This window comes from Novosphingobium sp. JCM 18896 (genome assembly GCF_025938095.1).
In the GTDB taxonomy this organism is placed as follows: Bacteria; Pseudomonadota; Alphaproteobacteria; order Sphingomonadales; family Sphingomonadaceae; genus Novosphingobium.
Window position 1 is genome coordinate 478,349 of record NZ_JAPCZF010000005.1, and the last position, 23,814, is coordinate 502,162.

Here is a 23,814-nt window from a genome sequence, read left to right on the forward strand (position 1 = left end):
CGATGACGCCCGCCGCACGGGTCCAGGCGGCGATCGAGGTGCTCGACCTCGTCATCGCGGCGGCGCGCGACAATGGCGCGCCGGCCGACCGGCTGATCTCGGACTGGTTCAAGTCGCGCCGCTTCGCCGGCAGCGGCGATCGCCGAGCCGTGCGCGAGCTCGCCTATGCGGCTATCCGCGCTTGCGGTGAGATACCCGAGAGCGGGCGCGCCGCCATGCTGCTGCTCGCGCAGGACGATGCCGCATTGGCGACACTGTTCGACGGCTCGCGCCATGCGCCTGCGCCGATCGCGCCGGACGAGCCCGTCGCCCAGCCCGGCGTGGCGCCGGCCTGGCTCGAGCAGGCGCTGGCCGATAGCGGGCTCGTCGGCGCAGAAGCGGCGGCGCTGCTCGATCGCGCCCCGCTCGACCTCAGGATCAACACTTTGAAGGCCGATCGCGCGACGATCGAACTGCCTTCGCCGGGCGAAGCCACGGTCGCGGCGCAGGGCCTGCGCCTGCCGTTCGGCACACCGGTCGAGCAGTGGGACGCCTACAAGGCCGGGCGGATCGAGGTCCAGGACACGGGCTCGCAGCTCACCTGCGAGGCGCTGGCGGCGCAGCCCGGCGAGACCGTGATCGATCTCTGCGCCGGGGCCGGGGGCAAGACGCTCGCACTCGCCGCGGCGATGGCGAACCGCGGGCGCCTGATCGCCAGCGATGCCGACCGCGCGCGCCTGTCGCGCCTCATGCCGCGCGCCGAGCGCGCGGGCGTCTCGATCGTCGAGACGGTCCTGCTCGATACCGGACGCGAGGCCGAGGCGCTGGCCGCGTGGCAGGCCAAGGCGGACGCGGTGCTCGTCGATGCGCCGTGCTCGGGCGTGGGGACCTGGCGGCGCAATCCCGAGGCGCGCTGGCGGCTCACCGAAAAGCAGCTCGCGCGCTATGTCGCGCTGCAGGCGCGGCTGCTCGATCTTGCGGCCACCTTGGTGCGCCCCGGCGGCCGGCTGGTCTATGTCACCTGCTCGCTGCTTGACCGCGAAGGCGCGGGGCAGGTCGACGCCTTCCTCGCCCGTCACGGCGAATGGCAAGCGACGGTGCCGATGCTTCCGGCGGGGCAAATGCGCGGCGAGGGCCTGCGGCTCAGCCCGTTTCACGACGGAACCGACGGATTTTTCGTCGCGATCTTAACCCGAAGCTGCTAACTGTCATGGAAATGCCCATGACCGCTGCTTCGGCCAAGGACCTGTTGATGCGCTACACGCCCGCTGCACTTGCCCTATCCCTGCTCGTCGCCGTTACCTCAAGCGTCAGTTTCTCCGCGCCGGCCAAGCCGCTCGATCCGCGGGCTTCGGCGCTGCTGTCGCAAGGTCGCGCCGAACTGGCCGCCGGCCGCGTCAACGAGGCGGTCGACGCCTATGAGGCGGCGCTGACCGTGCAGCCCGGCAATATCCAGATCCTGCTCGACCTGGCCGAGGCGACTCGCCGCCAGGGCATGCAGGGCAAGGCGCTCCACTACTATCGCGAGGCGCTGAAGACCGAGCCGAGCAACGTCCAGGCGATCTCGGGCGAGGGCGCCGCGCTCGCCGAGAAGGGCGCGATCGAGAAGGCGCGCCGCAACCTGAGCCGCCTCGAAGGCCTGTGCGGCAGCAATTGCGAAGCCACGCGCGCGCTTTCGGCGGTGATCGCCAAGGGCCCGCCGCCGCGCGTCGTCTCGGCCGACGCGGTCAAGCCGCAGCCGGTCGTCAGCGAGAACTGATCCTCCCCGGTACGGGGAGGGGGACCGCCGCCGTAGGCGGTGGTGGAGGGGGCTATCGTGTGATGCTTCCTCGCGAGGGTGCGCCTGGATGAGAGCCCCCTCCGTCAGCGCTGCGCGCTGCCACCTCCCCGTGCCGGGGAGGATACTCAAATCAGATCGCGAAACTCTTCCAGGACAGTGCGATAGACGCGCTTCTTGAAGGGCACGATGATGTCCGGCAGCGTCTCGGGCGCGACCCATTTCCATTCGAGGAATTCGGCCGGGTCGTGGGCGTTGAGGTCGATGTCCGCGTCCTCGCCGGCGAAGCGCAGCAGGAACCAGGTCTGGCGCTGGCCGCGGTACTTGCCCTTCCACAGCTTGCCGATCAGCTCGTCGGGCAGGTCGTAGAGCAGTTCTTCGCGTGACTGGGCGATGATCGTCACCAGGTCCTCGCGGACGCCGGTTTCCTCGGCCAGTTCGCGCAGCGCGGCGGGGCGCAGGTCCTCGCCCTCGTCGACCCCGCCCTGCGGCATCTGCCAGGCGTCGCCTTCCTTGTTGTCGATCCGCTTGCCGACGAAGACCTGCCCGTCGCCGTTGACCAGCATCACGCCGACGCAGGGACGATAGGGCAGCGCGCTGAAATCGCTCATCGGCAGGGCCCGACCCGAGTCGGGAAAAATGATCTGAACTCAGGCATGAATGATCTTTCCGGGCACAAACGGCTCGCCATACCCATATGGCCTGCATTGCTGCTTGACTAGGCTGCGCCTGCGGCGTCTTGCAGATTGTATGTTGGCGACAGAGGCTTTGTCGCCTGACAGTTTTTCTGAATTGTGCTTCCCCCGCGGGAGCGTAGGGCGACCGGCAGTAGATAGACCGACGCCATAGAGGACAGTGATGGCAACGATTTTGGCCGAAGGTGACGAAGCGGCAAAGCCGCGCGAGAATGACGTTCCAGAAGCGGTCGTGGTGCGCTTCGCCGGTGACTCCGGCGACGGCATGCAGTTGACCGGCGGGCAGTTCACCCTTTCCACCGCGCTCGCGGGCAACGACCTGGCGACCTTCCCGGACTTCCCGGCGGAGATCCGCGCGCCGATCGGCACCCTGTTCGGCGTTTCCGCCTTCCAGATCAATTTCGGCTCGACCGAGATCACCACCGCGGGCGATCAGCCCGACGTGCTGGTGGCGATGAACCCGGCCGCGCTGAAGACCAATGTCGCCGCGCTCAAGGCCGGCGGCCTGATCATCGCCGACAGCGGCGAGTTCAACAAGCGCAACCTCGAGAAGGCCAAGTACGAGGCCAATCCGCTCGAGGACGGCAGCCTCGCCAAGTGGGACCTGCTGGCCTTCGACATCAGTGCGCTGACCGTCGAAGCCGTGAAGCCGTTCGGCCTCGGCAACAAGGACGCGCTGCGTTGCAAGAACATGTGGACCTTGGGCCTGGCGCTCTGGATGTTCGACCGTGATCGCCAGCCGATCATCGACGGGCTGAATGCCAAGTTCAAGGGCGACAAGAAGATCCTGGCCGATGCCAACATCGCCGCGCTCAACGCCGGCCATGCCTATGGTGAGACGGCCGAGCTCGCAGGTCCGCTCAAGAAGCTGCATCTCGAACCCTCGCCGTCGCCGGCGGGTCTCTACCGCACGGTCACCGGTGCTGAATCGGTGTCCTACGGTCTCGTCGCGGGTGCGCAGCTGGCCAAGCTGCCGATGTTCTTCGGCGGCTATCCGATCACCCCGGCCTCGGCGATCCTTCACAACCTCGTGAAGATGAAGGAATTCGGCGTCACCACCTTCCAGGCGGAAGACGAGATCGCCGCGATCTGCGCCGCCATCGGCGCTTCCTATGCCGGCCAGCTCGGCGTCACCTCGTCGTCGGGTCCGGGCATCGCGCTCAAGGGCGAGGCGATGGGCCTCGCCATCATGACCGAACTGCCGCTTGTCATCGTCAACTCGCAGCGCGGCGGTCCGTCGACCGGCCTGCCGACCAAGACCGAGCAGTCGGACCTCTATCAGGCGGTCTACGGCCGCAACGGCGACGCGCCGATCCCGGTGATCGCCGCGCGCTCGCCGGCCGATTGCTTCGAGGTCGCGATCGAGGCCTGCCGCATCGCCGTGCAGTACATGACTCCGGTCATCCTGCTGACCGATGGCTACATCGCCAATGCGGCCGAGCCGTGGAAGGTGCCGAACCCGGCCGACTTCGCCGAGTTCCCCGTCGAGTTCCTCGAAGAGAAGAACGGTGACGGCCCAGAAGAGACTAGGGTGGTCCTGCCGTTCAAGCGCGACGACAAGGGCGTGCGCCCCTGGATCAAGCCGGGTACGCCGGGCCTGATGCACCGCATCGGCGGCATCGAGAAGGCGGTCGATACCGGCAACATCGATTACTCGCCGCTCGCGCACCAGACGCAGACCGACGCCCGCAAGGCCAAGATCGACGGCATCGCCGCTTCGATCCCCGATCAGGACGTCGCGCTGGGTCAGGCCGGCGGCAAGCTGGCCGTGGTCGGCTGGGGCTCGACCTACGGGCCGATCCACCAGGCGGTGCGCCGCATGCGCGCCAAGGGCCTCGACGTCAGCCACGTCCACGTCCGCCACATCTGGCCGCTGCCGCAGAACCTGGGCGAACTGCTGCACAGCTACGATCATGTGCTCGTGCCCGAGATGAACACGGGCCAGTTCAAGACCGTGCTGCGCGATCAGTTCCTGGTCGATGCCAAGCCGCTGACCAAGACCAGCGGCCAGCCTTTCACGATCGCCGAACTGCAGGAGGCCATCGCGACCTTCTTCGACGGCATTCCGGGCAACGAGGGTGGCGAGGTCGACGCCGACGACACCCAGCTCCCCAGCACCAAGGCGGTGAACCCATGAACGACATGAGCCCCATCCAGACCACTCTCAAGGACTGGGAGTCGGATCAGGAAGTCCGCTGGTGCCCGGGTTGCGGCGACTATGCGATCCTCAAGGCCGTGCAGCGCACTCTGCCCGAGATCGGCGCCGATCCGGCGAACACCGTGTTCGTCTCGGGCATCGGCTGCTCGAGCCGCTTCCCCTATTACGTCGAGAGCTATGGCTTCCACACGATCCACGGTCGTGCGCCGGCTTTCGCCACGGGCATCAAGCTGGCCAATCCCGAGCTCGACGTCTGGCTCGTCACCGGTGACGGCGATGGCCTGTCGATCGGCGGCAACCACACGATGCACATCCTGCGTCGCAACCTGAACTGCCAGATTCTGCTGTTCAACAACGAGATCTACGGCCTGACCAAGGGCCAGTACTCGCCGACCAGCCGCCTCGGCACGCCGTCGCCGTCGTCGCCGGTGGGTTCGGTCGATCGCCCGGCGCAGCCCGCGGCCCTCGCGCTCGGCGCCGGCGCGCGCTTCGTCGCGCGTGGCTTCGACGTGTCGAAGGAGCTCTCGGGCGTGCTCAAGGCCGCCCACGCCCACAAGGGCGCGGCCTTCGTCGAGATCTTCCAGAACTGCATCGTCTATAACAAGGACCGCTTCGAGGACTTCGCCGCCCCCAAGGGTGCCGAGGGCAGCCAGCTCTGGCTCAAGAACGGCGAGCCGATGCTGTTCGGCAGCGAGAAGTCGGGCGGCGTCAAGGGCATCGCGCTCAACATCGATCACCTGCATCTCGAAGTCGTCGACGTCGTCGATGGTGACTGGCAGGCGGCGGGCGTGATCGTCCACGACGTGACCAACCGCGCGATCGCGCACATGCTGGTCGAAATGCCGTTCGGACCGTTCCCGATGGCGCTCGGCGTGCTCTACGACGATCCGCGTCCGACCTTCGAGGACGAACTGCTCGGCCAGGACCGCCAGGTCAACGCCGGCAAGTCGGCCGATCTCGGCAAGCTGCTCGCCAAGGGCCAGACCTGGACCGTGACCGAGGGCGGGCCGGAACTCTAGGTTCCGGCCTCGGCCACCACGGCTGCGGGCCGGTAGAGCAGGGCCGACGCGAGGAAGGCCCAGCCCGCGCCGCCGAGCCAGCCGGCCAGGACGTCGCTGGGAAAGTGCACGCCCAGCCAGACCCGGCTCAGGCCGACCAGCAAGGTCAGCAGCAGCGCGCCGCCGATCAAGGTCCAGCGCAAGCGCCGATGCGGGCTCAGTGCGGCGAAGGCCAGCGCCATCGCGATATAGACGACGGCGGCGTTGAACGAATGCCCGCTGGGAAAGCTCGCGCCGTCGACCGCCATCAGGTGCGGGACGATGTCGGGTCGCGCACGGCCGAACAGCGCCTTGAGCGCGCTGCCGACCAACCAGCCGCTCATGACCGTGGCCGCGAACAGCACGGCCTCGCGGCGCAGGCGCAGGAACAGCAGCGCCGCCACGGCCGCGAGCGCGAAAAGGTGGCGCAGCAGCAATCCGCCGAGCGCGGTATAGTCGCGTACCGCCTCGATCAGCCAGCCGGGTCCGCGCGGCAGGCCGAGGTCGGCATGATCGCGCCACAGCCTGAGCCCGGCCGCGTCGAAGGCGCCCATCCTCCCGCTCTGCATCAGCACCGCCATCGCGGCGAAACCCGCCCAGCACAGTAGCCCGGCGATCAGCGCGTGGCGCGGGTCGATGCGCCAGCCGTGCGCGGAGCGGGGAGGGGTGGGGTGATCGGTCATGTTTGCGGATAACGCCCGAGCCAAGGCGATGCTGCAAGCGGGGATTGCCTTTGTTCGCGCGGACTTGCACCAAGGTGCGCATGGACAATGTCACGCATAGCCTCGTCGGCGCGCTGCTCGGCCAGATGGGGCTCAAGCGCAAGACCGGGCTGGCGATGCCGACCCTGATCATCGCCGCGAACATTCCCGACATCGACGCCGGCTGCACGGTGCTCGGCACGGTCAGCCTGGCCTTGCGGCGCGGGATCACCCACGGGCCGATCGCCATGTTGGTCCTGCCGCTGCTGCTGACCGGGGCGATGATCTGGTACGATCGCTGGCAAACGCGGCGCGGCAAGCGTCCCGCCGATCGCCTGCCGCTGCGACCGGGCTGGCTGCTGGCGCTGGCCTATCTGGGCTGCCTCAGCCATCCGCTGTTCGACTGGATGAACTCCTACGGCGTGCGCCTGCTGGAACCTTTCTCGCACCGCTGGTTCTATGGCGATGCGCTGTTCATCGTCGATCCCTGGCTGCTGGCGATGCTGATCGCCGGCGTGTGGCATTCGCGGAAGCGGGACAAGGTCGGACGGCGCGACTGGCGGCGGCCGGCCGCGACGGCGTTTGCCGGGATCGTCGCCTATCTTGCGCTGAATCTCGGCATCAGCGCCCAGGCGGCCGCGCAGGCGCGCGATCTGGTGCCGGGTATTCGCATGGTCGTGGCCAATCCGACGCCGTTGACCTTCTGGCGACGTGAGGTCCTGGTCCGTACCGATAGCGCCTATGGCAGCTATGAGAGCGAACCGTTCTTGGCCTTGAAGGCCAGGACGCCATTTCGGCCGATCGGAATGTCCGATCCGCGCATTGCGGTGCGCGCCGTTCACAGTCCCGAAGCACAGGCCTTCCTGTTCTGGTCGCGCATGCCGCTAGCCGAGGTTCAGGGTGAGACGATCGTGCTGGGCGACCAGCGCTTTTCCGGCATCACCGCCGGCAATTTCCGGGTCGAGCTCAAGCCGTGACCGCCCCCGTCCTCGTCTGGCTGCGCCGCGACCTGCGGCTCGCCGATCAGCCCGCGCTCTGCGCCGCCGCCAGCGAAGGCCCGGTGATCCCGGTCTTCGTGCTCGACGACGAGACTCCAGGCGACCGCAAGCTCGGTGGGGCCTCGCGCTGGTGGCTGCATCACAGCCTCGAAGCGCTCGGACGCTCGCTCGGCCGGCACCATTCGAAGCTGATCCTGCGGCGGGGCGAAAGCGTCGCCGAATTGGTCAAGCTCGCCAGGCAGACCGGCGCCAAGTCGGTCCACGCCATCGCGCACTACGAACCCTGGTGGCGTGCGGCCGAGGAAACCCTGGCGGCCAGGCTCGACCTCCATATCCACGACGGCAACTACCTGCTGTCGCCGGGCGCGGTCACGACGGGTGCCGGGACGCCGTTCAAGATCTACACGCCTTTCGCGAAGGCTGCGATGCAGCGCCTGCCCGAGCGCGAGCCGCTCGATGAGCCCGCGCTGACCAGTCCCGCGACCTGGCCGAAGTCCGATGACCTCGCCGACTGGAACCTGCTGCCCAGCAAGCCCGACTGGGCGGCGGGCCTGCGCAAGGACTGGGCCTGCGGCGAGGCGGCGGCGCAGGACTCGCTCGACGAGTTTCTTCACGTCGCCGCCGACTACGAGCGCGACCGCAACCTGCCCTCGGTCGAGGGCACCTCGCGTCTGTCGCCGCACCTGCATTTTGGCGAGATTTCGCCGACACAGGTGTGGAATGCGGTGGCAATGCGGCGCGGCGAGGGGGTGTCAAGTTTCCGCGGCGAACTGCTCTGGCGCGACTATGCGCAGACCGTGATCTGGCAGTTTCCCGACTATGCTGAGCGCTCCTATCGCGATGAATTCAGGTCGTTTTCCTGGCGGCGCAGTGCCGCCGATCTCAAGGCCTGGCAGCAGGGCCGCACCGGCTATCCGATCGTCGATGCCGGCATGCGCCAGCTCTGGCATACCGGCTGGATGCACAACCGCGTCCGCATGATCGCGGCGAGTTTCCTGATAAAACATCTGCTTATCGACTGGCGCGAGGGCGAGCGCTGGTTCTGGGATACCCTGGTCGACGCCGACTATGCCAACAACGCGGTAAACTGGCAGTGGGTCGCCGGCAGCGGCGTCGACGCCAACCTGTTCACCCGCATCATGGCGCCGCTGACCCAGTCACCCAAGTTCGACGCTGCCGGCTATATCCGCGAATGGGTGCCCGAACTCGCCGACCTGTCGGACGACGATATCCATGATCCGCCCGACGATCGGCGTGGTTCCTATCCGGCCAAGATCATCGGTCACCGCGAAGCCCGCGAGCGCGCGCTCGAGGCCTATCGTGCGATGAAGAGCGCCGCTGGGCGCTGATTTCGAGCTTACGAGACCGAGCGGAAGATCCCGCTACCGCGCCAGCGCTCGAGCAGGTTGTCGTGGATGATCGGGTTGAGCAGCTGGTTGAAGGCACAGCCGACCAGGCTGTTGTTCCACCAGATCACCTGGGCTTCCATCGATTCCATGCCCTGGATCGTCAGCCAGCACAGCGTTCCGGGATGCAGGCGGTTGATCGCCATGGCCGAAAAGCCCGAGAGCGAGAGATCTTGCACCACGGTCTGGAACCCGCGCGAGCCCGAAGGGCGCAGCGAGGCCGGGATCGAGATGCGCGTCCGCGGCGAGGAGCGATCCTCCTGCGCGGCCGAAGCGTAGCGATCCTGTGAAGCGAAATTGGACATCCCGGGCTCCGTAATCCTTCCCGGCGGCCAATCGAGCGCCGCCGGTCGACCGGTTATGCTGCCGGTCTGGCTACGGGGGAGTTTATTTCGCTAGTTAACGGACTCTCTATGACCACTGGCAAAGGGTTCTGCCAAAAGCGAAACCAGCCTTTCCGCAACGACTTCGGGAGCCTTCACCGAAGCCGGATCTTCGCCCGGATAGGCGCGTGCGCGCATCGCCGTGCGCGTCGCGCCCGGATTGACGATCGCCACGCGCAGCTTCGAGACGTTGCGCGTTTCCTGGGCATAGCAGTCGAGCAGCACGTCGAAAGCGGCCTTGGTCGCGCCATAGGCGCCCCAGAAGGCGCGCGGCTGGGCGCCGACCGAGCTGGTCACGCCGATCACGCGCGGATCGGCGCTCCGCCGCAGCATCGGGTCGAAATTGGCGATCAGCGACTGGGTGGCGAGGACGTTTACCGTCAGCGCCTGGTTGAAGGCGCGCTGGCTGATGTCCTGGACCGAGGTCAGCTCGGGCAGAACCGCCGCGTTGATCACCAGCATGTCGAGCGCCTTCCAGCGCTGCGAGATCGCCGTCGCGAGCCGAGCGATGCCGTCGGGCTCGGCCAGGTCGACCGGCGCGATCGTCGCATTGCCGCCGGCCTGGAAGATGCGCTCCTCGATTTCCTCGAGCCGCTTGGTGTCGCGCCCGGTCAGGACGACGTGCGCACCGGCCTTGGCCAGAGCTTCGGCCGTGGCCGCACCGATGCCGCGGCTGGCGCCGGTGACGAGCGCCACCTGGCCGGAGAAGGGCCCTTCACTCATGTCCGAACTCCCTTACGCGACGCGGTTGATCGGCAGGGTCAGCAGATCGGGGGTATCGCGCTCGGCCAGGTCGGTCAGGCGGGTCGGATAGTCGCCGGTGAAGCAGGCGTCGCAGTATTGCGCACAGCCCTTGTTGCGACCGGCTTCGCCGACGGCGCGATAGAGGCCATCGATCGAGACGAAGGCCAGGCTGTCAGCCTGGATGAACTCGGCCATCGCCTGGATGTCCATCCGCGCGGCGAGCAGCTTCGAACGTTCGGGCGTATCGACGCCGTAGAAGCACGAATGTTCGGTCGGCGGGCTGGCGATGCGCATGTGCACTTCGGCCGCGCCGGCATCGCGCATCATCTGCACGATCTTCATCGAGGTGGTGCCGCGCACGATCGAATCGTCGATCAGCACGATGCGCTTGCCTTCGACCAGCGCGCGGTTGGCGTTGTGCTTGCGCTTGACGTCGGCATGGCGTGCGCCGTCCGAAGGCTGGATGAACGTTCGGCCGACGTAGTGCGAGCGGATGATGCCGAGCTCGAAGGGAATGCCCGATTGCTGGGCATAACCGATCGCCGCGGGCACGCCGCTGTCGGGCACGGGGATGACGAGGTCCGCTGCAGCCAGCGATTCCTTGGCCAGCTCGACGCCGATCTGCTTGCGCACGTTGTAGACCGACTGGCCATCGAGCACCGAGTCGGGGCGGCTGAAGTAGACGTGCTCGAAGATGCAGGGGCGCGCGTTGAAATTGCCGAAGGGGCGATGGCTGGAGATCGTGCCCTTGTGATCGACCTGGACGAGTTCGCCCGGTTCGATCTGGCGGATCAGCTCGGCACCGACGACGTCGAGCGCGACGCTCTCGCTGGCGAAGACGATGGCATCGCCGATGCGGCCCATCACCAAAGGGCGGATGCCCAGCGGATCGCGGCAGGCGATCATGCCTTCGCTGGTCATGCAGATCAGCGAATAGGCGCCCTCGACCATGCGCAACGCATCCACGAACCTGTCCAGAAGCGTAGGATAGCGGCTGGTGGCGACGAGGTGGATGATGACCTCGGTGTCCGAGGTCGACTGGAAGATGGCGCCCTTCTGCACGAGATCGCGCTTGAGGTGCATCGCGTTCGAAATGTTGCCGTTGTGCGCGATCGAGAACCCACCCGAGGCGAGATCGGCGAACAGCGGCTGCACGTTGCGCAGGCCCGAGCCGCCGGTCGTCGAATAGCGGACGTGGCCCGAGGCCATCGCACCCGGCAGTTCGGCGAGCCGTTCGGCGCTGTTGAACACCTGCGCGACGTGGCCGATGCCGCGATGCGAGTAGAACTCGCTACCGTCGAAGCTGGTGATGCCCACGGCCTCCTGGCCGCGATGCTGCAGGGCATGGAGGCCCAGAGCGGTCATCGAAGCGGCATCCTTGGCGCCGATCACGCCAAATACGCCGCATTCCTCGCGAAGCTTGTCGCCATCGCGATCGAGAAAAGGATTGGTAAAGTTCATAGAATCGTCCGGCCAGCGAGCCCTATATGCCGCGCATTTGGGCCTAGTCGGTCGCGAAAGCAAGGGGAGCGCGGCGGGGCGGTCGCCGAACTCCCCGGTTTGGTATGTTTCGCTGTGCCGCGGCGCTCCGGTCAGGGGTTCTCATCGCGGCGCAAACGGCCTTTCAGGTGAACTTGGACACCATGCCGTAGACCTTGTTGGCGCCGTGCTGGACCGCGCTCAGCGCACCGGCCTGGACCACAGGACGCGGGGTCTCGTTGTGAGCGGGAGCGACAAAACGCACTTCGGGCTGCTGCGAGAGCGGCTTGGCCGGCTCGGGTGGCTTGGGGGCGACCGGTGTGCGGCGCTCGGCGACGAGCGGTCCATTGCTGCTTCTCGTAACAAACACGCGTCAGATCCCTTCATGATCGTTGCATGCTATCTAGCCGGGGGTTTCTAACGAGGGGCCAAGGAGAATGGTTCAGCAGGCCACAAGCGAATTGGTTTCACACAGGTTAAGCCTGGCATGGTCACGGTGCTTGCCAAGGCCCCACGGCTGACCCTAAACCGCCGGCGAACCCATACCGGTTATCTGACAGGCAAACTCCGCTTGATCCTCAGCCCTTTCGAATGGACGATCGCCAAGCGCTATATGCTTCCCGGACGCGGCGAGGCCTTCATCGCGCTCGTCGCCGGCATCAGTCTCGTCGCCGTCGCGCTCGGCGTGGCCGCGCTGGTCATCGTCATGAGCGTGATGAACGGCTTCCGTGCCGAGCTGTTCGACAAGATCGTCGGTCTCAACGGCCATGCCATCGTCAACGCCTATGGCGGACGGCTGGAGAACTGGCAGGGCGTACTCGCCGACGTGCGCAAAACTCCGGGTGTCGTCCGCGCGTCGCCGCTGATCGAGCAGCCGCTGCTCGCGACCTTCAACGGCCGGGTCGAGGCGATCTTGGTACGCGGCAATACCGCCGAGGACATTCGCCGCATCCAGCCGCAGGTGAAATCGGGCCGGCTGATCGATCTGCAGGCCGGTTCCAGCAACGTCGCGATCGGCGCGCGGCTGGCCGAGAACCTCGGCGCGCAGGTCGGCGATACGATCACGATCATCAATCCGGCCGGTCGCTCGACGCCGTTCGGCACGGTGCCGCGGCAGGTCGCCTATCATATCTCGGCGATCTTCGAGATCGGCGTCTACGACTATGACCAGGCCTTCGTGGTCATGCCGATCCCCGACGCGCAGACCCTGCTGCTGACCGGGGACTCGGTGGGCATGATCGAGATCACCACCAATGATCCCGACCGGGTCGGCGAGATCCTGCATCCGCTGGCCGAGCGCCTCCAGGGGCAGGCCGTCGTCACCGACTGGAAGACGATCAACGCCTCCTTGTTCGAGGCGCTGGCGGTCGAGCGCGTGGCGATGTTCGTCGTGCTGTCGATCATCGTCCTCGTTGCGGTGTTCAACATCCTCTCGTCGCTGATCATGCTGGTGCGCGCAAAGACCCGCGACATCGCGATCCTGCGCACGATGGGCGCGACGCGGCGCTCGCTGCTCAAGATCTTCGTCACCACGGGCTTCGTCATCGGCGCGCTGGGCACCATCACGGGCCTGCTGCTCGGCTTCGTCTTCCTCTATTTCCGCCAGCCGATCGTGAACCTGGTTCAGCTTGTCACCGGGCAGAACCTCTGGGATCCCTCGATCCGGTTCCTGACCGAACTGCCCAGCCGTTCCGATCCGGTCGAGATCGCCGTGATCAGCGTCATGGCGCTGGTGTTCTCCTTCCTCGCGACGCTCTATCCCGCCTTCCGCGCGGCGAGCACCGATCCCGTGCAGGTGCTGCGTTATGAGTGAACCAGTCGTCCGCATCACCGACCTCAAGCGCAGCTTCGCACAGGGCGGCGTGACGATCGACGTGCTGCGCGGGGTCGATCTGGCTGTGCAGCCGGGCGAGATCGTCGCGCTGCTCGGTCCTTCGGGCTCGGGCAAGTCGACCATGCTCCAGGCGATCGGTCTGCTCGAGGGCGGCTTCCAGGGCAAGATCGAGATCGCCGGCACCAATGCCACGGCGCTCGACGGTGACGCGCGGACCACGCTGCGCCGCGACCATCTGGGCTTCGTCTACCAGTTCCACCACCTGCTGCCCGACTTCAACGCGATCGAGAACGTGCTGCTGCCGCAGCTCGTCGCCGGCCGTACGCACGAGGAAGCGACCGCTCGGGCGACCGAACTGCTCGTTGCGCTCGGGCTCGGCGCGCGGCTCGATCATCGGCCCAGCCAGCTCTCGGGTGGCGAGCAGCAGCGCGTCGCCGTGGCGCGCGCGCTGGCCAACAAGCCCGAGCTGGTCCTGGCCGACGAGCCCACGGGCAACCTCGACGAGGCGACCGCGGATCGCGTGTTCGGTGAGTTCCTCAAGCTCGTGCGGGGCGAGGGCTCTGCGGCGATCGTCGCGACGCACAACGAACGCCTGGCCCAGGCCATGGATCGCGTCGTGCGGCTTCACGACGGCAAGCTCGAATAGCGACTTTGCGCTGCAACCTCCGTGCGGGAAAAGTGTTCACTAAGGATCACGCCGCGCGATAGGGCGGACACGGAGAAAGGAGCGAAACATGAGCAATCCCAGCACCTTCAAAGCCGAACCGAATGGTGCGTCGGGCCCGGACTGGGGGGATCACGCTTCGCTCCACCGCAGCAACGACGGTGGCGGCCTGCTCTCCGATCTCAAGGCCGTGCGCCACGGTAGCCTGGCCGACCTGATCCGCTTCGTCGTCAATCTTCCCAGCGACGAGCAGGACCACTACGTCATCGAAAAGGCGGGCGATCATCGTCTGACCATCGGCGAGATCCGCACCTTGTCGCGACGCGCCGATTTTCCCCGCGGATGAAAGGACCTGAATGACGCAGCCCCGCACGATCGCCGATTTCGACGCCACCCTGCCGAACGGCGAGCGTGTGAGCCTGGCCGACAAGGCCGGCAAGGTGCTGCTCATCGTCAACACCGCCAGCAAGTGCGGCTTCACGCCGCAATATGCGGGGCTCGAGGCGCTGTGGCGCCAGTACGGCGAGCGCGGTTTCGAGGTGATCGGCTTCCCCTGCAACCAGTTCGGTCACCAGGAACCCGGCAATGCGGACGAGATCGCCAGCTTCTGCGACCTCAACTTCGGCGTGAGCTTTCCGCTGATGGCCAAGGTCGAGGTCAACGGTCCCGGCGCGACACCGCTCTACGACTGGCTCAAGGCCGAGGCGCCGGGTGTGCTGGGCACCAAGGGGATCAAGTGGAACTTCACCAAGTTCCTGATCGGCCGCGACGGCAAGGTCGTGCGGCGTTATGCGCCGACCGACAAGCCCGAGAAGCTGGCGGCCGACATCGAGGCGCTGCTTTAGTCATTTGATCCTCCCCGGCACGGGGAGGGGGACCGCCAGCGAAGCTGGTGGTGGAGGGGGCTCTCGGCAAGCGCAGGCTTTGTTGGCTAGCCCCCTCCGTCAGCGCTGCGCGCTGCCACCTCCCCGTTCCGGAGAGGATTAGGGGTTACCCGACCAGGTCCGCCAGATCGTCGTGGTCGATCGAGGAAACCGCCTGCTTGAGATCGTCGATCGAACCGGCGCTGCCTTCGGCCTCGATCATGAAGCGGTTGTTGACCGTCGTGCCGAACTTGCCTGAGTTGGTGGTCTTGTTCCAGCTTTCGCTCTGCATCTGGCCGTTGACCGAATAGGTCTTCTCGTAGCCGTTGGCGTCTTCCTTGCTCTGTTCGACGCCCATGGCAGCGCCCAGGCCCGAGAGCGCGCCAAGCGCCGACATGTCGGCGATCTTGAGCACGAAGCTCTTGTCGCCGGCGGTGTAGGTGCCCTGCGCGGTCGAGCCCATCGCCCCGGCCGAGACGCTTTCGGTGGCCGAGCGCTGGTAGGCGCCGATCGTCTCGGGCAGCAGGGCCTTCATCCGGTCGGGCGCGATCGGCGGCGACTTGCCGTTGGCGGCGTCTTCCATCTGCTTGGTCGCCTGCTGGATCTTGTCGAGATCGACCGAACCGCCGCCGGGGATCGTGACCTTGCCCGAGACGTCGCCGTCGGACTGGGTGATCGCGCCGCCGCTGAGGCCGGCGAAGAGCAGAGTAATCGGCGCGACGATCAGCGACAGGATGAAGCCGCCGACGATCGCGCAGAGGAAGGTCACCGCGGTATAGCCTGCGGCCTTGTCCTCGGGCACTTTCATCATCGGTCCGACGCCGACATAGAACAGGTAGAGCGTATAGAGCCCCAGGATCGAGAAGAAACCGATCGCCGGAATCAGCCCGAACACCTGAGAGAGCCAAGCCGCGGTCGATGCATAGACGACGAGCTTGAACGCGTTCAGGCGGTTGCTCTGCCCGTTGAATTTGGGAGCCAGGAAATCGGCGATGAAGGCCAGGACGAAGATCCCGGCGATTACGACGATATACTGGATCAGCGCGCTGATGATCGAGCCGACCAGCGAGGGCCGGAACGAGACGCCGAAGGCGCCGTAGCCGAAGACCTGGCCGCCGATCAGCGAGGCGACCGGACCGATCGCGGCGAGGGGCAGGACGTAGCTTGTGAGGATGTCGCCCTGCGACGTGTTCTCGCGGCCGATCTTCGGCCATTCGTCCTTGGGCGTCAGGATGATCGCCTTGGCGCGATCCACGAGCGATGGCGGCCTATCGACCCCCGACAAGTCGGCACCGGACAGATCGACCATAACCAGCTTCCCCTCACACCTCTCGGGCTCGGATAGGAGCATATCTGTGCAATTTTGCAAGCTTGCCCGCGACATTTCCCCAAGGACATGCAGCTCCGCGCTTGATACCGCGGGGGGCTAATCCCTAATCTGAGGCCCATGTCCTATGCGCCTTTCGTGCCCCTGCGGGTCTTCTCCAGCTATACGATGCTCGACGGGGCGATCGAGCCGAAGGCGATCGCCAAGCTGGCCAAGGAGCGGGGCTTTCCCGCGATCGCCATCGCCGATCGCAACGGGCTCTATGCCTCGACCGCTTTCGCCGGTGCCTGCAAGGACATGGGCGTGCAGCCGATCATCGGCACCTTCCTGGCCGTGGCGCGTCCGATCGACCTGCCCGGAGCCGGCGCGATCGATTGGCTGGCGCTCTATGCGCAGAACGAGACGGGCTGGGACAACCTCTGCCACCTGGTCAGCCGCGCGCACCTCGACCGGCCGGTCGAACTCGATCCGCATGTGCTACTGACCGACCTCGAAGGGCATAGCGATGGCCTGATCGCGCTGACCGGCGCGGGCGAGGGCGCGCTGGCGAGGCTTCTGGCCGATAACAAGCCCGACGGTGCCGAAACCTATTGCGATCGGCTTCAGGCGCTGTTCGGCGATCGGCTCTATATCGAGATCGCCCGCCGCGGCGATCAGGTCGAGGATGCCTCCGAAGACGCGCTGATCGACCTCGCCTATGCGCGGAACCTGCCGCTCGTCGCGACCAATCCTGCGCAGTTCGCCGAGCCGGGCTTCCACGCCGCGCACGACGCGGCGTTGTGCATCGCCAATTCGACCCATATCGACGCGCCCGAACGGCCGCGCTCGAGCGGCGAATCCTGGGTCAAGCCCGTCGACCTGATGGCACAGGCCTTCGCCGATCTGCCCGAGGGCCTGGCCAACACGCTCGTCGTCGCACAGCGTTGCGCGGTCGCGCCGCCCAAGCGCAAGCCGATCCTGCCCAGCCTCGCCGGCGACAAGGAAGGCGAGGCGCGGGTCATGGCCGCGGATTCGCGCACCGGCCTGGTCGAGCGGCTCAAGCTCTACTATCCCGAAAGCGCCTGGGCCGAACTGCACGCGGCGCTGACCTGTCCGCCCGACGAGTTCGAGGGGCGCAGCTTCCCGACGCTCGAGGCCGAGGGGCTGTGGGAGGAAATCCAGGCCTACAAGACCCGCGTCGAGTTCGAGATTTCGATCATCAACCGCATGGGCTTCGGCGGCTACTTCCTGATCGTTGCCGACTTCATCAAGTGGGCCAAGGACAACGGCATTCCGGTGGGCCCCGGCCGTGGTTCGGGCGCGGGCTCGGTCGTCGCCTGGGCGCTGACCATTACCGATCTCGATCCGCTCAAGCTCGGCCTGCTGTTCGAACGCTTCCTCAATCCCGAACGCGTCTCCATGCCGGACTTCGACATCGACTTCTGCGAAACCCGTCGCGGCGAAGTGATCCGCTACGTCCAGCGCAAGTACGGGCACGATCACGTCGCGCAAATTATCACCTTCGGTAAGATGAAGGCGCGCGCCGTGCTGCGCGACTGCGGCCGCATCCTGCAGATGAGCTACGGCCAGGTCGACCGGCTCTGCAAGATGGTGCCCAACCATCCGACCGACCCCTGGACCCTGCCGCGCGCGCTCAACGGCGCCGCCGACTTCAAGCGCGAGTATGACACCAACGATGAGGTCAAGCGCCTGATCGATCTGGCGGTTCAGCTCGAAGGCCTGCCGCGCAACTCTTCGACCCACGCGGCCGGCGTCGTCATCGGTGACCGCCCGCTGGCCAAGCTGGTTCCGCTCTACCGCGATCCGCGTTCGGACATGCCGGTCACCCAGTTCGACATGAAATATGTCGAGGACTCGGGCCTGGTGAAGTTCGACTTCCTCGGCCTCAAGACCCTGTCGGTGCTGCGCAAGGCGGTGGACCTGCTGCAGAAGCGTTCGATCACGATCGACCTGGCGACACTGCCGTGGGACGACGCCATGGTCTACGAACTGCTCCAGCGCGGCGACACGGTCGGCGTGTTCCAGCTCGAATCCGAAGGCATGCGGCGCACGCTGGCGGCGGTGAAGCCGACCAACTTCGGCGACATTATCGCGCTCGTCTCGCTCTATCGTCCGGGTCCGATGGACAACATCCCGCTGTTCGGCCGGCGCAAGAACGGGCTCGAATCGATCGAGTATCCGCACGAGAAGCTCGCGGGCATCCTGTCCGAGACTTACGGCATCTTCGTCTACCAGGAACAGGTGATGCAGGCCGCGCAGATCCTCGCCGGCTACTCGCTCGGCGACGCCGACCTTCTGCGCCGCGCCATGGGCAAGAAGATCCAGGCCGAGATGGACGCGCAGCGCCTGCGCTTCGTCGAAGGCTGCAAGACCGAGTCCGACATCGACGCGAAGAAGGCCAACGAACTGTTCGACTTGATCGACAAGTTCGCCGGCTACGGCTTCAACAAGTCGCACGCCGCCGCCTATGCGCTGCTCGCCTATCACACCGCCTGGCTGAAGACGCATTACCCGCACGAGTTCTATGCCGCGGCGATGTGCTTCGACATGCATCAGTCGGAAAAGCTGGCGATCTTCGTCGACGACATGCGCCGCGCGGGCCTGGCGATCGAGGGGCCCGACATGAACCGGTCCGAGGCTGAGTTCACCGTCGAGCAGACCGACGAGTCCTATGCCGTTCGCTATGCGCTCGCCGGTATTCGCAACGTCGGCGAGAAGGCGATGGAGCAGATCGTCGAGGAGCGCGAGGCGAACGGCAAGTTCACCAGCATGGATGACCTGTTCCGCCGCGCGCCGGCGGGCTCGATGAACCGCCGCCAGCTCGAAGGCCTGGCCGCGGCCGGCGCTTTCGACAGCCTTGAGCCTAATCGCGCCAAGATCATGGCCAACGCCGACACCCTGCTGATGGAGGCCGACCGTTCGGCGCGCGAACGCGTCAGCGACCAGCACAGCCTGCTCGGCGATCACACCGAACAGGCGCTGCGCATGGTCGAGGCCGAGCCCTGGTCGCGCTCCGACCAGATGGCCAAGGAGCGCGAGAACTTCGGCTTCTACTTCGCCGCGCACCCGGTCGAGCAGTACCGCGCGATCGCCTCGGCCAACGGCGCACGAAGCCACGCCAGCCTGATGTCGGGCGGCGTGGCGGCCGGTCGCCTGCAGGCGACGATGGCGGCCATGGTCGAAGGCGCGAGCAAGGGGCGCACGCGCAAGGGCGCGGAGTTCGTGCGCTGCGACTTCTCGGACAACACCGGCCAGTTCTCCTCGGCCTGCTTCGAGGAGTCGATGGTCGAGAACTTTGTGAAATGGGGCCGCGAGGGCACCTGCGTGCTGCTCACCGTCGAACTCGACAGCCCGAGCCCCGACGAGCCGCCGCGGATCACGGTCCGCGGCGCGCGGCCACTGTCCGAAGTGCGCGACGCCGCGAAGATGGTGCTGTCGCTCGACATCTCGGGGATCGACGCGGTGCAGGAACTGGCGATGATGCTCGTCACCGGCGCGCCGGGCCGCGGCGAGGTCCGCGCGGCGCTGCACGTCGGCGATGACACGGTGAAGAAGGTGCGCCTGGGCCGCGATTTCGTGCTCGATGGCGAACTCGTCGACCGCATCGCCGAGATCGAGGGCGTCGCCAACGTCTCGCTGCGCGCCGAACGCGGCGCGAGCCTGCGGCTGGTGGCTTGAGGTCTTAAAGCGCCACGTTCCGGCTTATCATCCGTCATCCCCGCGAAGGCGGGGATCCATCTCCGGGGCTTTCATCCTGCGCCGCGGCTCGATCGGAAAGCTCGGGTGATGGATCCCCGCCTTCGCGGGGATGACGGATGTTTGTGAAGGGATTGGATTTGCTTGCGTTCTAGCGCTGAAACACCCGCGTGTGGCGGGCCGCAAGCATGAGGATCGTCGGCGCCAACATAGTGTTCCACAGGTCCTTCCCGTTGCCCCAGAGATCGATCCGCGTGTGGTAGGTCAGGCTGTCGCGCAGGTCCCAGGCCTCGCCGATCACGGCCACCACCAACACCGCCAGCCACGGCTTCCACTGCGCGGCCTTCCAGCGCAGCAGCAGGCAGGTGCCGAGGAACACGGTCAGCGCCACGTAGATGTGTAGGGCATCCTTGGCGAGGTCCAGATGCTCGACGAGGAAGAGCTTGGTCTGCTGGAGCGGGCTCATCCGCAAGGTGTGGCGCGCTTCGCTGGGTTCGGCAATCCGGCGACAATCGGTGAGCAAACATTTCCGGTGCAAGACACGGCTGGCGGGAATCCGCGGAATCGCTAAGCTGTCCCGACGCTTGAGCTGTCAGGGGACCACAACCGAATGACCATTCTGGGCGCCATGCAGGATTGGGAGCTGCGCGTCTCCCTGCTGATCGATCACGCCGCGCGCGAGCATGGCGAGCGCGAGATCGTCACGCAGTGGGCCGATGGCAGCCAGACGCGCGCCACCTGGGCTTCGATACGCCGCGATGCGCTCAAGATGGTCCAGGCGCTGCAGCGGCTGGGTGTGGCCAAGGGCGATCGCGTCGCTACCCTGGCGATGAACCACGGCCGCCACCTCGTCGCCTGGTACGGCGCGACCGGGGCGGGCGGGGTGCTCCACACGATCAACCCGCGGCTGTTCGATGATCAGCTCGACTACATCGCCAACCACGCCGAGGACCGCGTGCTGATCTACGATGCGGCCTTCCAGCCGATAGTCGATCGCATGCGCGAGCGCTGGACCACGATCGAGCACTACGTCTGCTTCGACTCGTCGGAGCACGCGCCGCACTTCGAAGACTGGATCGGCGCCGAGGACGGTGAAGCCGAATGGGTCGATGGCAGCGAGCGCGATCCGGTCATGCTCTGCTATACCAGCGGCACCACCGGCAATCCCAAGGGCGTGCTGTTCGAGCATCGCTCGAACATGCTCCACACCTATGCCGCGCTGATGCCGCAGTGCCTCGATCTCGACGCGCGTTGCGCGGTTCTGCCCGTCGTGCCGATGTTCCATGCGAACAATTGGGGCTTCCCCTGGGCGGCGGCGGCGGTCGGCGCCAAGCTGGTCTATTGCGCCAACAACGAAGCCGCGAACCTGTGCAAGCTGATCCACGAGGAAGGAGTCAACTATCTCGCCGGCGTGCCGACGGTCTGGCTCTCGGTGATCCAACATTGCGAGGCCACCGGCCAGCCGCTGCCGCCGCTGACCAAGGCGCTGACCGGCGGCTCGGCCATGCCGCGCGCGATCATCGAGCGGCTGATGAGCGAAGGCATCCGCATCGCTCACGCCTGGGGCATGACCGAGACCTCGCCGATCGCGACGATCGCCTTCGAGCCCGCCAACTTCGACGAACTGCCGTTCGACGAGCAGGTCTCGATCAAGGCCAAGCAGGGCAAGGCGCTGTTCGGGATCGAGCTGCGCACGGTCGACCTCGACGATCCGAGCAAGGTCCTGCCGCGCGACGGCGTGACCTCGGGCGCGTTGCAGGTGCGCGGTCCCTGGACGATCAAGCGTTATTTCAAGGCGGACTACGACGCTGCGCCCGATCCCGACCAGTGGTTCGACACCGGCGACGTCGCGACGATCCATCCCGACGGCACGCTCCAGCTGACCGACCGCACCAAGGACGTGATCAAGTCGGGCGGTGAATGGATCAGCTCGGTCGAGCTCGAGAACGGTGCGATCGCCCATCCGGCGGTGGCCGAGGCGGCGGCGATCGGCGTCTATCACTCGAAGTGGGACGAGCGGCCCATCCTGGTGGTGGTCAGGAAACCCGGCATGGAGGTGACGGGCGAGGAATTGCGCGCGCTGCTGGCGGCGCGGGTCGCCAAGTGGTGGCTCCCCGATGCCGTCGAATTCGTCGACGACATACCGCACACGGGCACGGGCAAGATCAGCAAGAAGGACCTGCGCGAGCGGTTCAAGGACTACAGGCTGGAAGGGTAGGCGCGGCTGGAAGGCGGGGCTCGTCCCAAAGCCGGACAAATACCCGCAAGCGTCATCTGGTGTTCAGGCGCCGATCGTAGCATTTAGATAACCATGATCGGGAGAACGACTATGCGCAGCTTCCAGGCCGTGCTCCTTGCCGGCGGCGCCCTCCTGGCTTCCGCCGGTGCAGCCCAGGCCGCCGATCCGCAGTGGCACACGACGATCGTCGAGATGCCCGACGGTTCGGACATCGAGATCCAGTACGTCGGCGACATCGAGCCGCGCGTGCGCGTCGCCATGCCGGTGGTGCAGGGCGCCAGCCCCGCCGCGGTCGAGCCCGAGGGCACGCCGATCGCCTATGGCGGCATCCCGCGCGCGCGCCGCGTGATCCAGCCGCCCACGCCGGGCGTCTCGCAATATGCGCCGCAGTACGCAGCGCCCGTGGCATCGGTGGCCGCCGCGCCGCAGTTCGTCATCGCCGGCGATCAGCCCAAGGGCAGCACTTACGAATATACGCTGATTACCACGGGTGCCGACGGCAAAGTCTGCCAGCAGCGCACCGAGTGGACCTCGCAGGGCAAGAACAAGGAGCCGCGGATCAAGCGCGTCGACAGCGGCGAGGGCTGCGCTGGCCTGATCGCGCCGCCGCCGGTCTCGGCGCCGGCCATGCCCACCGCGCCGCAGGGTGCATCGCCGCGGATCGTTCCGGTCGATCCGAACTCGATCTGATGACTAACCGCTAGAGCAAGCTCAACTGCCCATTCGCCGAAGGCTTGCGAAACCCGCCGACGTCCAGTTCCAGCGATACCCGGTTTATCCCCAGCCGCTTGCAGGCCAGGCGGAAACGCGTGCGGAACAGGTCGGCCCATACGCCCTGCGGTTTCATCCGTGAAAAGAAGCTCGGATCGTTGTCGCGACCGCCACGGATCGACTGGACGATGTGCATGACCTTGGCCGCGCGATCGGGGTAGTGGACGTCGAGCCATTCGCGGAACAGCGGCGCCACCTCGTGCGGCAGCCGCAGCATGATCCAGCTGGCCGAGGTTACGCCGCGTTCCGCCGCCTGTCCCAGGATGGCTTCCATGAATTCGTCGGTGATCGAGGGGATCACCGGTGCGATCGAGACATGCGCGGGCACGCCCGCCGCGGCCAATTGCCCGAGCGCCGCGAGCCGCTTGGCGGGCGCCGAGGCGCGCGGCTCGAGCAGGCCCGACAGGCGCGGATCGAGGCTCGTCACCGAAATGCCCACGGCCACCAGCTTGAGCCGGGCCATTTCCGCCAGAAGATCGAGATCGCGCGTGACGCGCGCCGACTTGGTGGTGATCGTCACCGGATGGCGCACTTCGAGACAGACTTCGAGCACCTGCCGGGTGATCTCGTAGCGCGCCTCGATCGGCTGGTAGGGATCGGTGTTGGTCCCCATCGCGATCGGCGCGGGCTTGTAGCCGGGCTTGGCCAAGGTCTCGCGCAGCAGCCTCGCCGCGTCGGGCTTGGCAAAGAGCTTGGTCTCGAAATCCAGTCCGGGCGACAGGTCGTGATAGGCATGGGTCGGCCGCGCAAAGCAGTAGATGCAGCCGTGCTCGCAACCCCGATAGGCGTTGATCGACCGGTCGAAGACGATGTCGGGAGACTTGTTGAAGCTGATGATCGTCTTCGGACGTTCCTCGGTCACCGTCGTGCGCAGCTTGGGACCGGGGCCGTCGATACCCTCGCGTGCGTCGAGCCAGTCGCCGTCGTCCTCGCGCGCGGCAAGGCCGAAGCGCTGCGGGACCGCGCCGGACTGCGCGCCGCGGCCGTGGACGGAGGGCTTGGAACTCATATTTCATGAGAACATATAAAGAACAAATTTGCAAGCCAAGGCTGGCGTGGTCCG

At 66.5% G+C, this 23,814-nt stretch carries 22 protein-coding genes; 13 read left to right on the forward strand and 9 right to left on the reverse strand.

What is annotated here, in order from left to right:
* The first annotated feature begins 2 nt into the window (after positions 1-2).
* The gene (locus tag OLX23_RS19445; RefSeq protein WP_264446712.1) at positions 3-1,184 is read left to right on the forward strand and encodes an RsmB/NOP family class I SAM-dependent RNA methyltransferase; all 1,182 of its coding nucleotides are present in this window, start codon (positions 3-5) and stop codon (positions 1,182-1,184) included.
* Positions 1,185-1,195: 11 nt separating this feature from the next.
* Entirely contained in the window at positions 1,196-1,738 is a 543-nt protein-coding gene (locus tag OLX23_RS19450; RefSeq protein WP_413629921.1) for a tetratricopeptide repeat protein, read from the forward strand.
* Between the two features lie 146 nt (positions 1,739-1,884).
* Here OLX23_RS19450 and OLX23_RS19455 read toward each other — a convergent pair whose 3' ends face one another.
* Positions 1,885-2,367 (reverse strand): RNA pyrophosphohydrolase, encoded by a 483-nt coding sequence (locus OLX23_RS19455; RefSeq protein ID WP_264446715.1) that lies wholly within the window; start codon positions 2,365-2,367, stop codon positions 1,885-1,887.
* Positions 2,368-2,614: 247 nt separating this feature from the next.
* Between OLX23_RS19455 and OLX23_RS19460 the strand changes: the two genes are divergently transcribed.
* Both OLX23_RS19460 and OLX23_RS19465 read left to right on the forward strand, forming a co-directional pair.
* Positions 2,615-4,588, forward strand: coding sequence for a 2-oxoacid:acceptor oxidoreductase subunit alpha (locus OLX23_RS19460; protein WP_264446717.1), 1,974 nt, complete (start codon positions 2,615-2,617; stop codon positions 4,586-4,588).
* Positions 4,585-5,628, forward strand: a complete 1,044-nt coding sequence (locus tag OLX23_RS19465) for a 2-oxoacid:ferredoxin oxidoreductase subunit beta (protein WP_264446718.1) — start codon at positions 4,585-4,587, stop codon at positions 5,626-5,628. The genes OLX23_RS19460 and OLX23_RS19465 overlap by 4 nt, the downstream gene beginning before the upstream one ends.
* On the opposite strand, the gene OLX23_RS19470 is transcribed toward OLX23_RS19465, so the two are convergent.
* Positions 5,625-6,329, reverse strand: coding sequence for a phosphatase PAP2 family protein (locus OLX23_RS19470; RefSeq protein WP_264446719.1), 705 nt, complete (start codon positions 6,327-6,329; stop codon positions 5,625-5,627). The two genes, OLX23_RS19465 and OLX23_RS19470, sit on opposite strands and share 4 nt — an antisense overlap.
* A 50-nt stretch (positions 6,330-6,379) precedes the next feature.
* Between OLX23_RS19470 and OLX23_RS19475 the strand changes: the two genes are divergently transcribed.
* Positions 6,380-7,324 (forward strand): metal-dependent hydrolase, encoded by a 945-nt coding sequence (locus OLX23_RS19475; RefSeq protein ID WP_264446720.1) that lies wholly within the window; start codon positions 6,380-6,382, stop codon positions 7,322-7,324.
* Entirely contained in the window at positions 7,321-8,694 is a 1,374-nt protein-coding gene (locus OLX23_RS19480) for a cryptochrome/photolyase family protein (protein WP_264446721.1), read from the forward strand. The genes OLX23_RS19475 and OLX23_RS19480 overlap by 4 nt, the downstream gene beginning before the upstream one ends.
* Positions 8,695-8,702: 8 nt before the next feature.
* On the opposite strand, the gene OLX23_RS19485 is transcribed toward OLX23_RS19480, so the two are convergent.
* From OLX23_RS19485 to OLX23_RS19500, 4 genes are all read right to left on the reverse strand, one after another.
* The gene (locus OLX23_RS19485; RefSeq protein ID WP_264446722.1) at positions 8,703-9,056 is read right to left on the reverse strand and encodes a PilZ domain-containing protein; all 354 of its coding nucleotides are present in this window, start codon (positions 9,054-9,056) and stop codon (positions 8,703-8,705) included.
* Between the two features lie 90 nt (positions 9,057-9,146).
* Positions 9,147-9,857, reverse strand: a complete 711-nt coding sequence (locus OLX23_RS19490) for an SDR family NAD(P)-dependent oxidoreductase (protein ID WP_264446723.1) — start codon at positions 9,855-9,857, stop codon at positions 9,147-9,149.
* A 12-nt stretch (positions 9,858-9,869) separates the two neighbouring features.
* Positions 9,870-11,339 carry an amidophosphoribosyltransferase gene (gene purF / locus OLX23_RS19495; RefSeq protein WP_264446724.1) on the reverse strand — a complete coding sequence of 490 codons (1,470 nt, stop codon included), beginning with the start codon at positions 11,337-11,339 and terminating at the stop codon, positions 9,870-9,872.
* Positions 11,340-11,502: 163 nt separating this feature from the next.
* Entirely contained in the window at positions 11,503-11,727 is a 225-nt protein-coding gene (locus OLX23_RS19500; protein ID WP_264446725.1) for a hypothetical protein, read from the reverse strand.
* Between the two features lie 201 nt (positions 11,728-11,928).
* Here OLX23_RS19500 and OLX23_RS19505 point away from each other — a divergent pair, with 201 nt between their 5' ends.
* From OLX23_RS19505 to OLX23_RS19520, 4 genes are all read left to right on the forward strand, one after another.
* A complete protein-coding gene (locus tag OLX23_RS19505) occupies positions 11,929-13,170 on the forward strand; it encodes a lipoprotein-releasing ABC transporter permease subunit (RefSeq protein ID WP_264446726.1) in 1,242 nt (413 codons plus the stop codon).
* Entirely contained in the window at positions 13,163-13,837 is a 675-nt protein-coding gene (locus OLX23_RS19510) for an ABC transporter ATP-binding protein (protein ID WP_264446727.1), read from the forward strand. Before OLX23_RS19505 ends, OLX23_RS19510 begins: the two co-directional genes overlap by 8 nt.
* An 88-nt stretch (positions 13,838-13,925) precedes the next feature.
* On the forward strand, positions 13,926-14,201 hold the full coding sequence (locus OLX23_RS19515; RefSeq protein ID WP_264446728.1) for a hypothetical protein: 276 nt from the start codon (positions 13,926-13,928) through the stop codon (positions 14,199-14,201).
* Positions 14,202-14,211: 10 nt separating this feature from the next.
* Positions 14,212-14,700: a glutathione peroxidase gene (locus OLX23_RS19520; protein ID WP_264446729.1), complete on the forward strand. Its 489-nt coding sequence runs from the start codon at positions 14,212-14,214 to the stop codon at positions 14,698-14,700.
* Positions 14,701-14,845: 145 nt separating this feature from the next.
* Here the strand turns inward: OLX23_RS19520 and OLX23_RS19525 are convergent, their stop codons facing one another.
* The gene (locus OLX23_RS19525; RefSeq protein WP_264446730.1) at positions 14,846-16,027 is read right to left on the reverse strand and encodes a Yip1 family protein; all 1,182 of its coding nucleotides are present in this window, start codon (positions 16,025-16,027) and stop codon (positions 14,846-14,848) included.
* Between the two features lie 138 nt (positions 16,028-16,165).
* Between OLX23_RS19525 and dnaE the strand changes: the two genes are divergently transcribed.
* Positions 16,166-19,723: a DNA polymerase III subunit alpha gene (gene dnaE, locus OLX23_RS19530; RefSeq protein ID WP_264446732.1), complete on the forward strand. Its 3,558-nt coding sequence runs from the start codon at positions 16,166-16,168 to the stop codon at positions 19,721-19,723.
* A 169-nt stretch (positions 19,724-19,892) separates the two neighbouring features.
* Here dnaE and OLX23_RS19535 read toward each other — a convergent pair whose 3' ends face one another.
* Positions 19,893-20,264 carry a hypothetical protein gene (locus OLX23_RS19535; RefSeq protein ID WP_264446733.1) on the reverse strand — a complete coding sequence of 124 codons (372 nt, stop codon included), beginning with the start codon at positions 20,262-20,264 and terminating at the stop codon, positions 19,893-19,895.
* An 87-nt stretch (positions 20,265-20,351) separates the two neighbouring features.
* Between OLX23_RS19535 and OLX23_RS19540 the strand changes: the two genes are divergently transcribed.
* Together OLX23_RS19540 and OLX23_RS19545 are read left to right on the forward strand one after the other, a co-directional pair.
* A complete protein-coding gene (locus OLX23_RS19540; RefSeq protein ID WP_264446734.1) occupies positions 20,352-21,959 on the forward strand; it encodes a long-chain fatty acid--CoA ligase in 1,608 nt (535 codons plus the stop codon).
* 111 nt (positions 21,960-22,070) lie between these two features.
* Positions 22,071-22,670: a hypothetical protein gene (locus OLX23_RS19545; RefSeq protein ID WP_264446735.1), complete on the forward strand. Its 600-nt coding sequence runs from the start codon at positions 22,071-22,073 to the stop codon at positions 22,668-22,670.
* A gap of 10 nt (positions 22,671-22,680) precedes the next feature.
* Here the strand turns inward: OLX23_RS19545 and OLX23_RS19550 are convergent, their stop codons facing one another.
* Complete coding sequence (locus OLX23_RS19550; RefSeq protein WP_264446736.1) at positions 22,681-23,760, reverse strand: PA0069 family radical SAM protein; 1,080 nt, start codon at positions 23,758-23,760, stop codon at positions 22,681-22,683.
* Between the last annotated feature and the right edge of the window lie 54 nt (positions 23,761-23,814).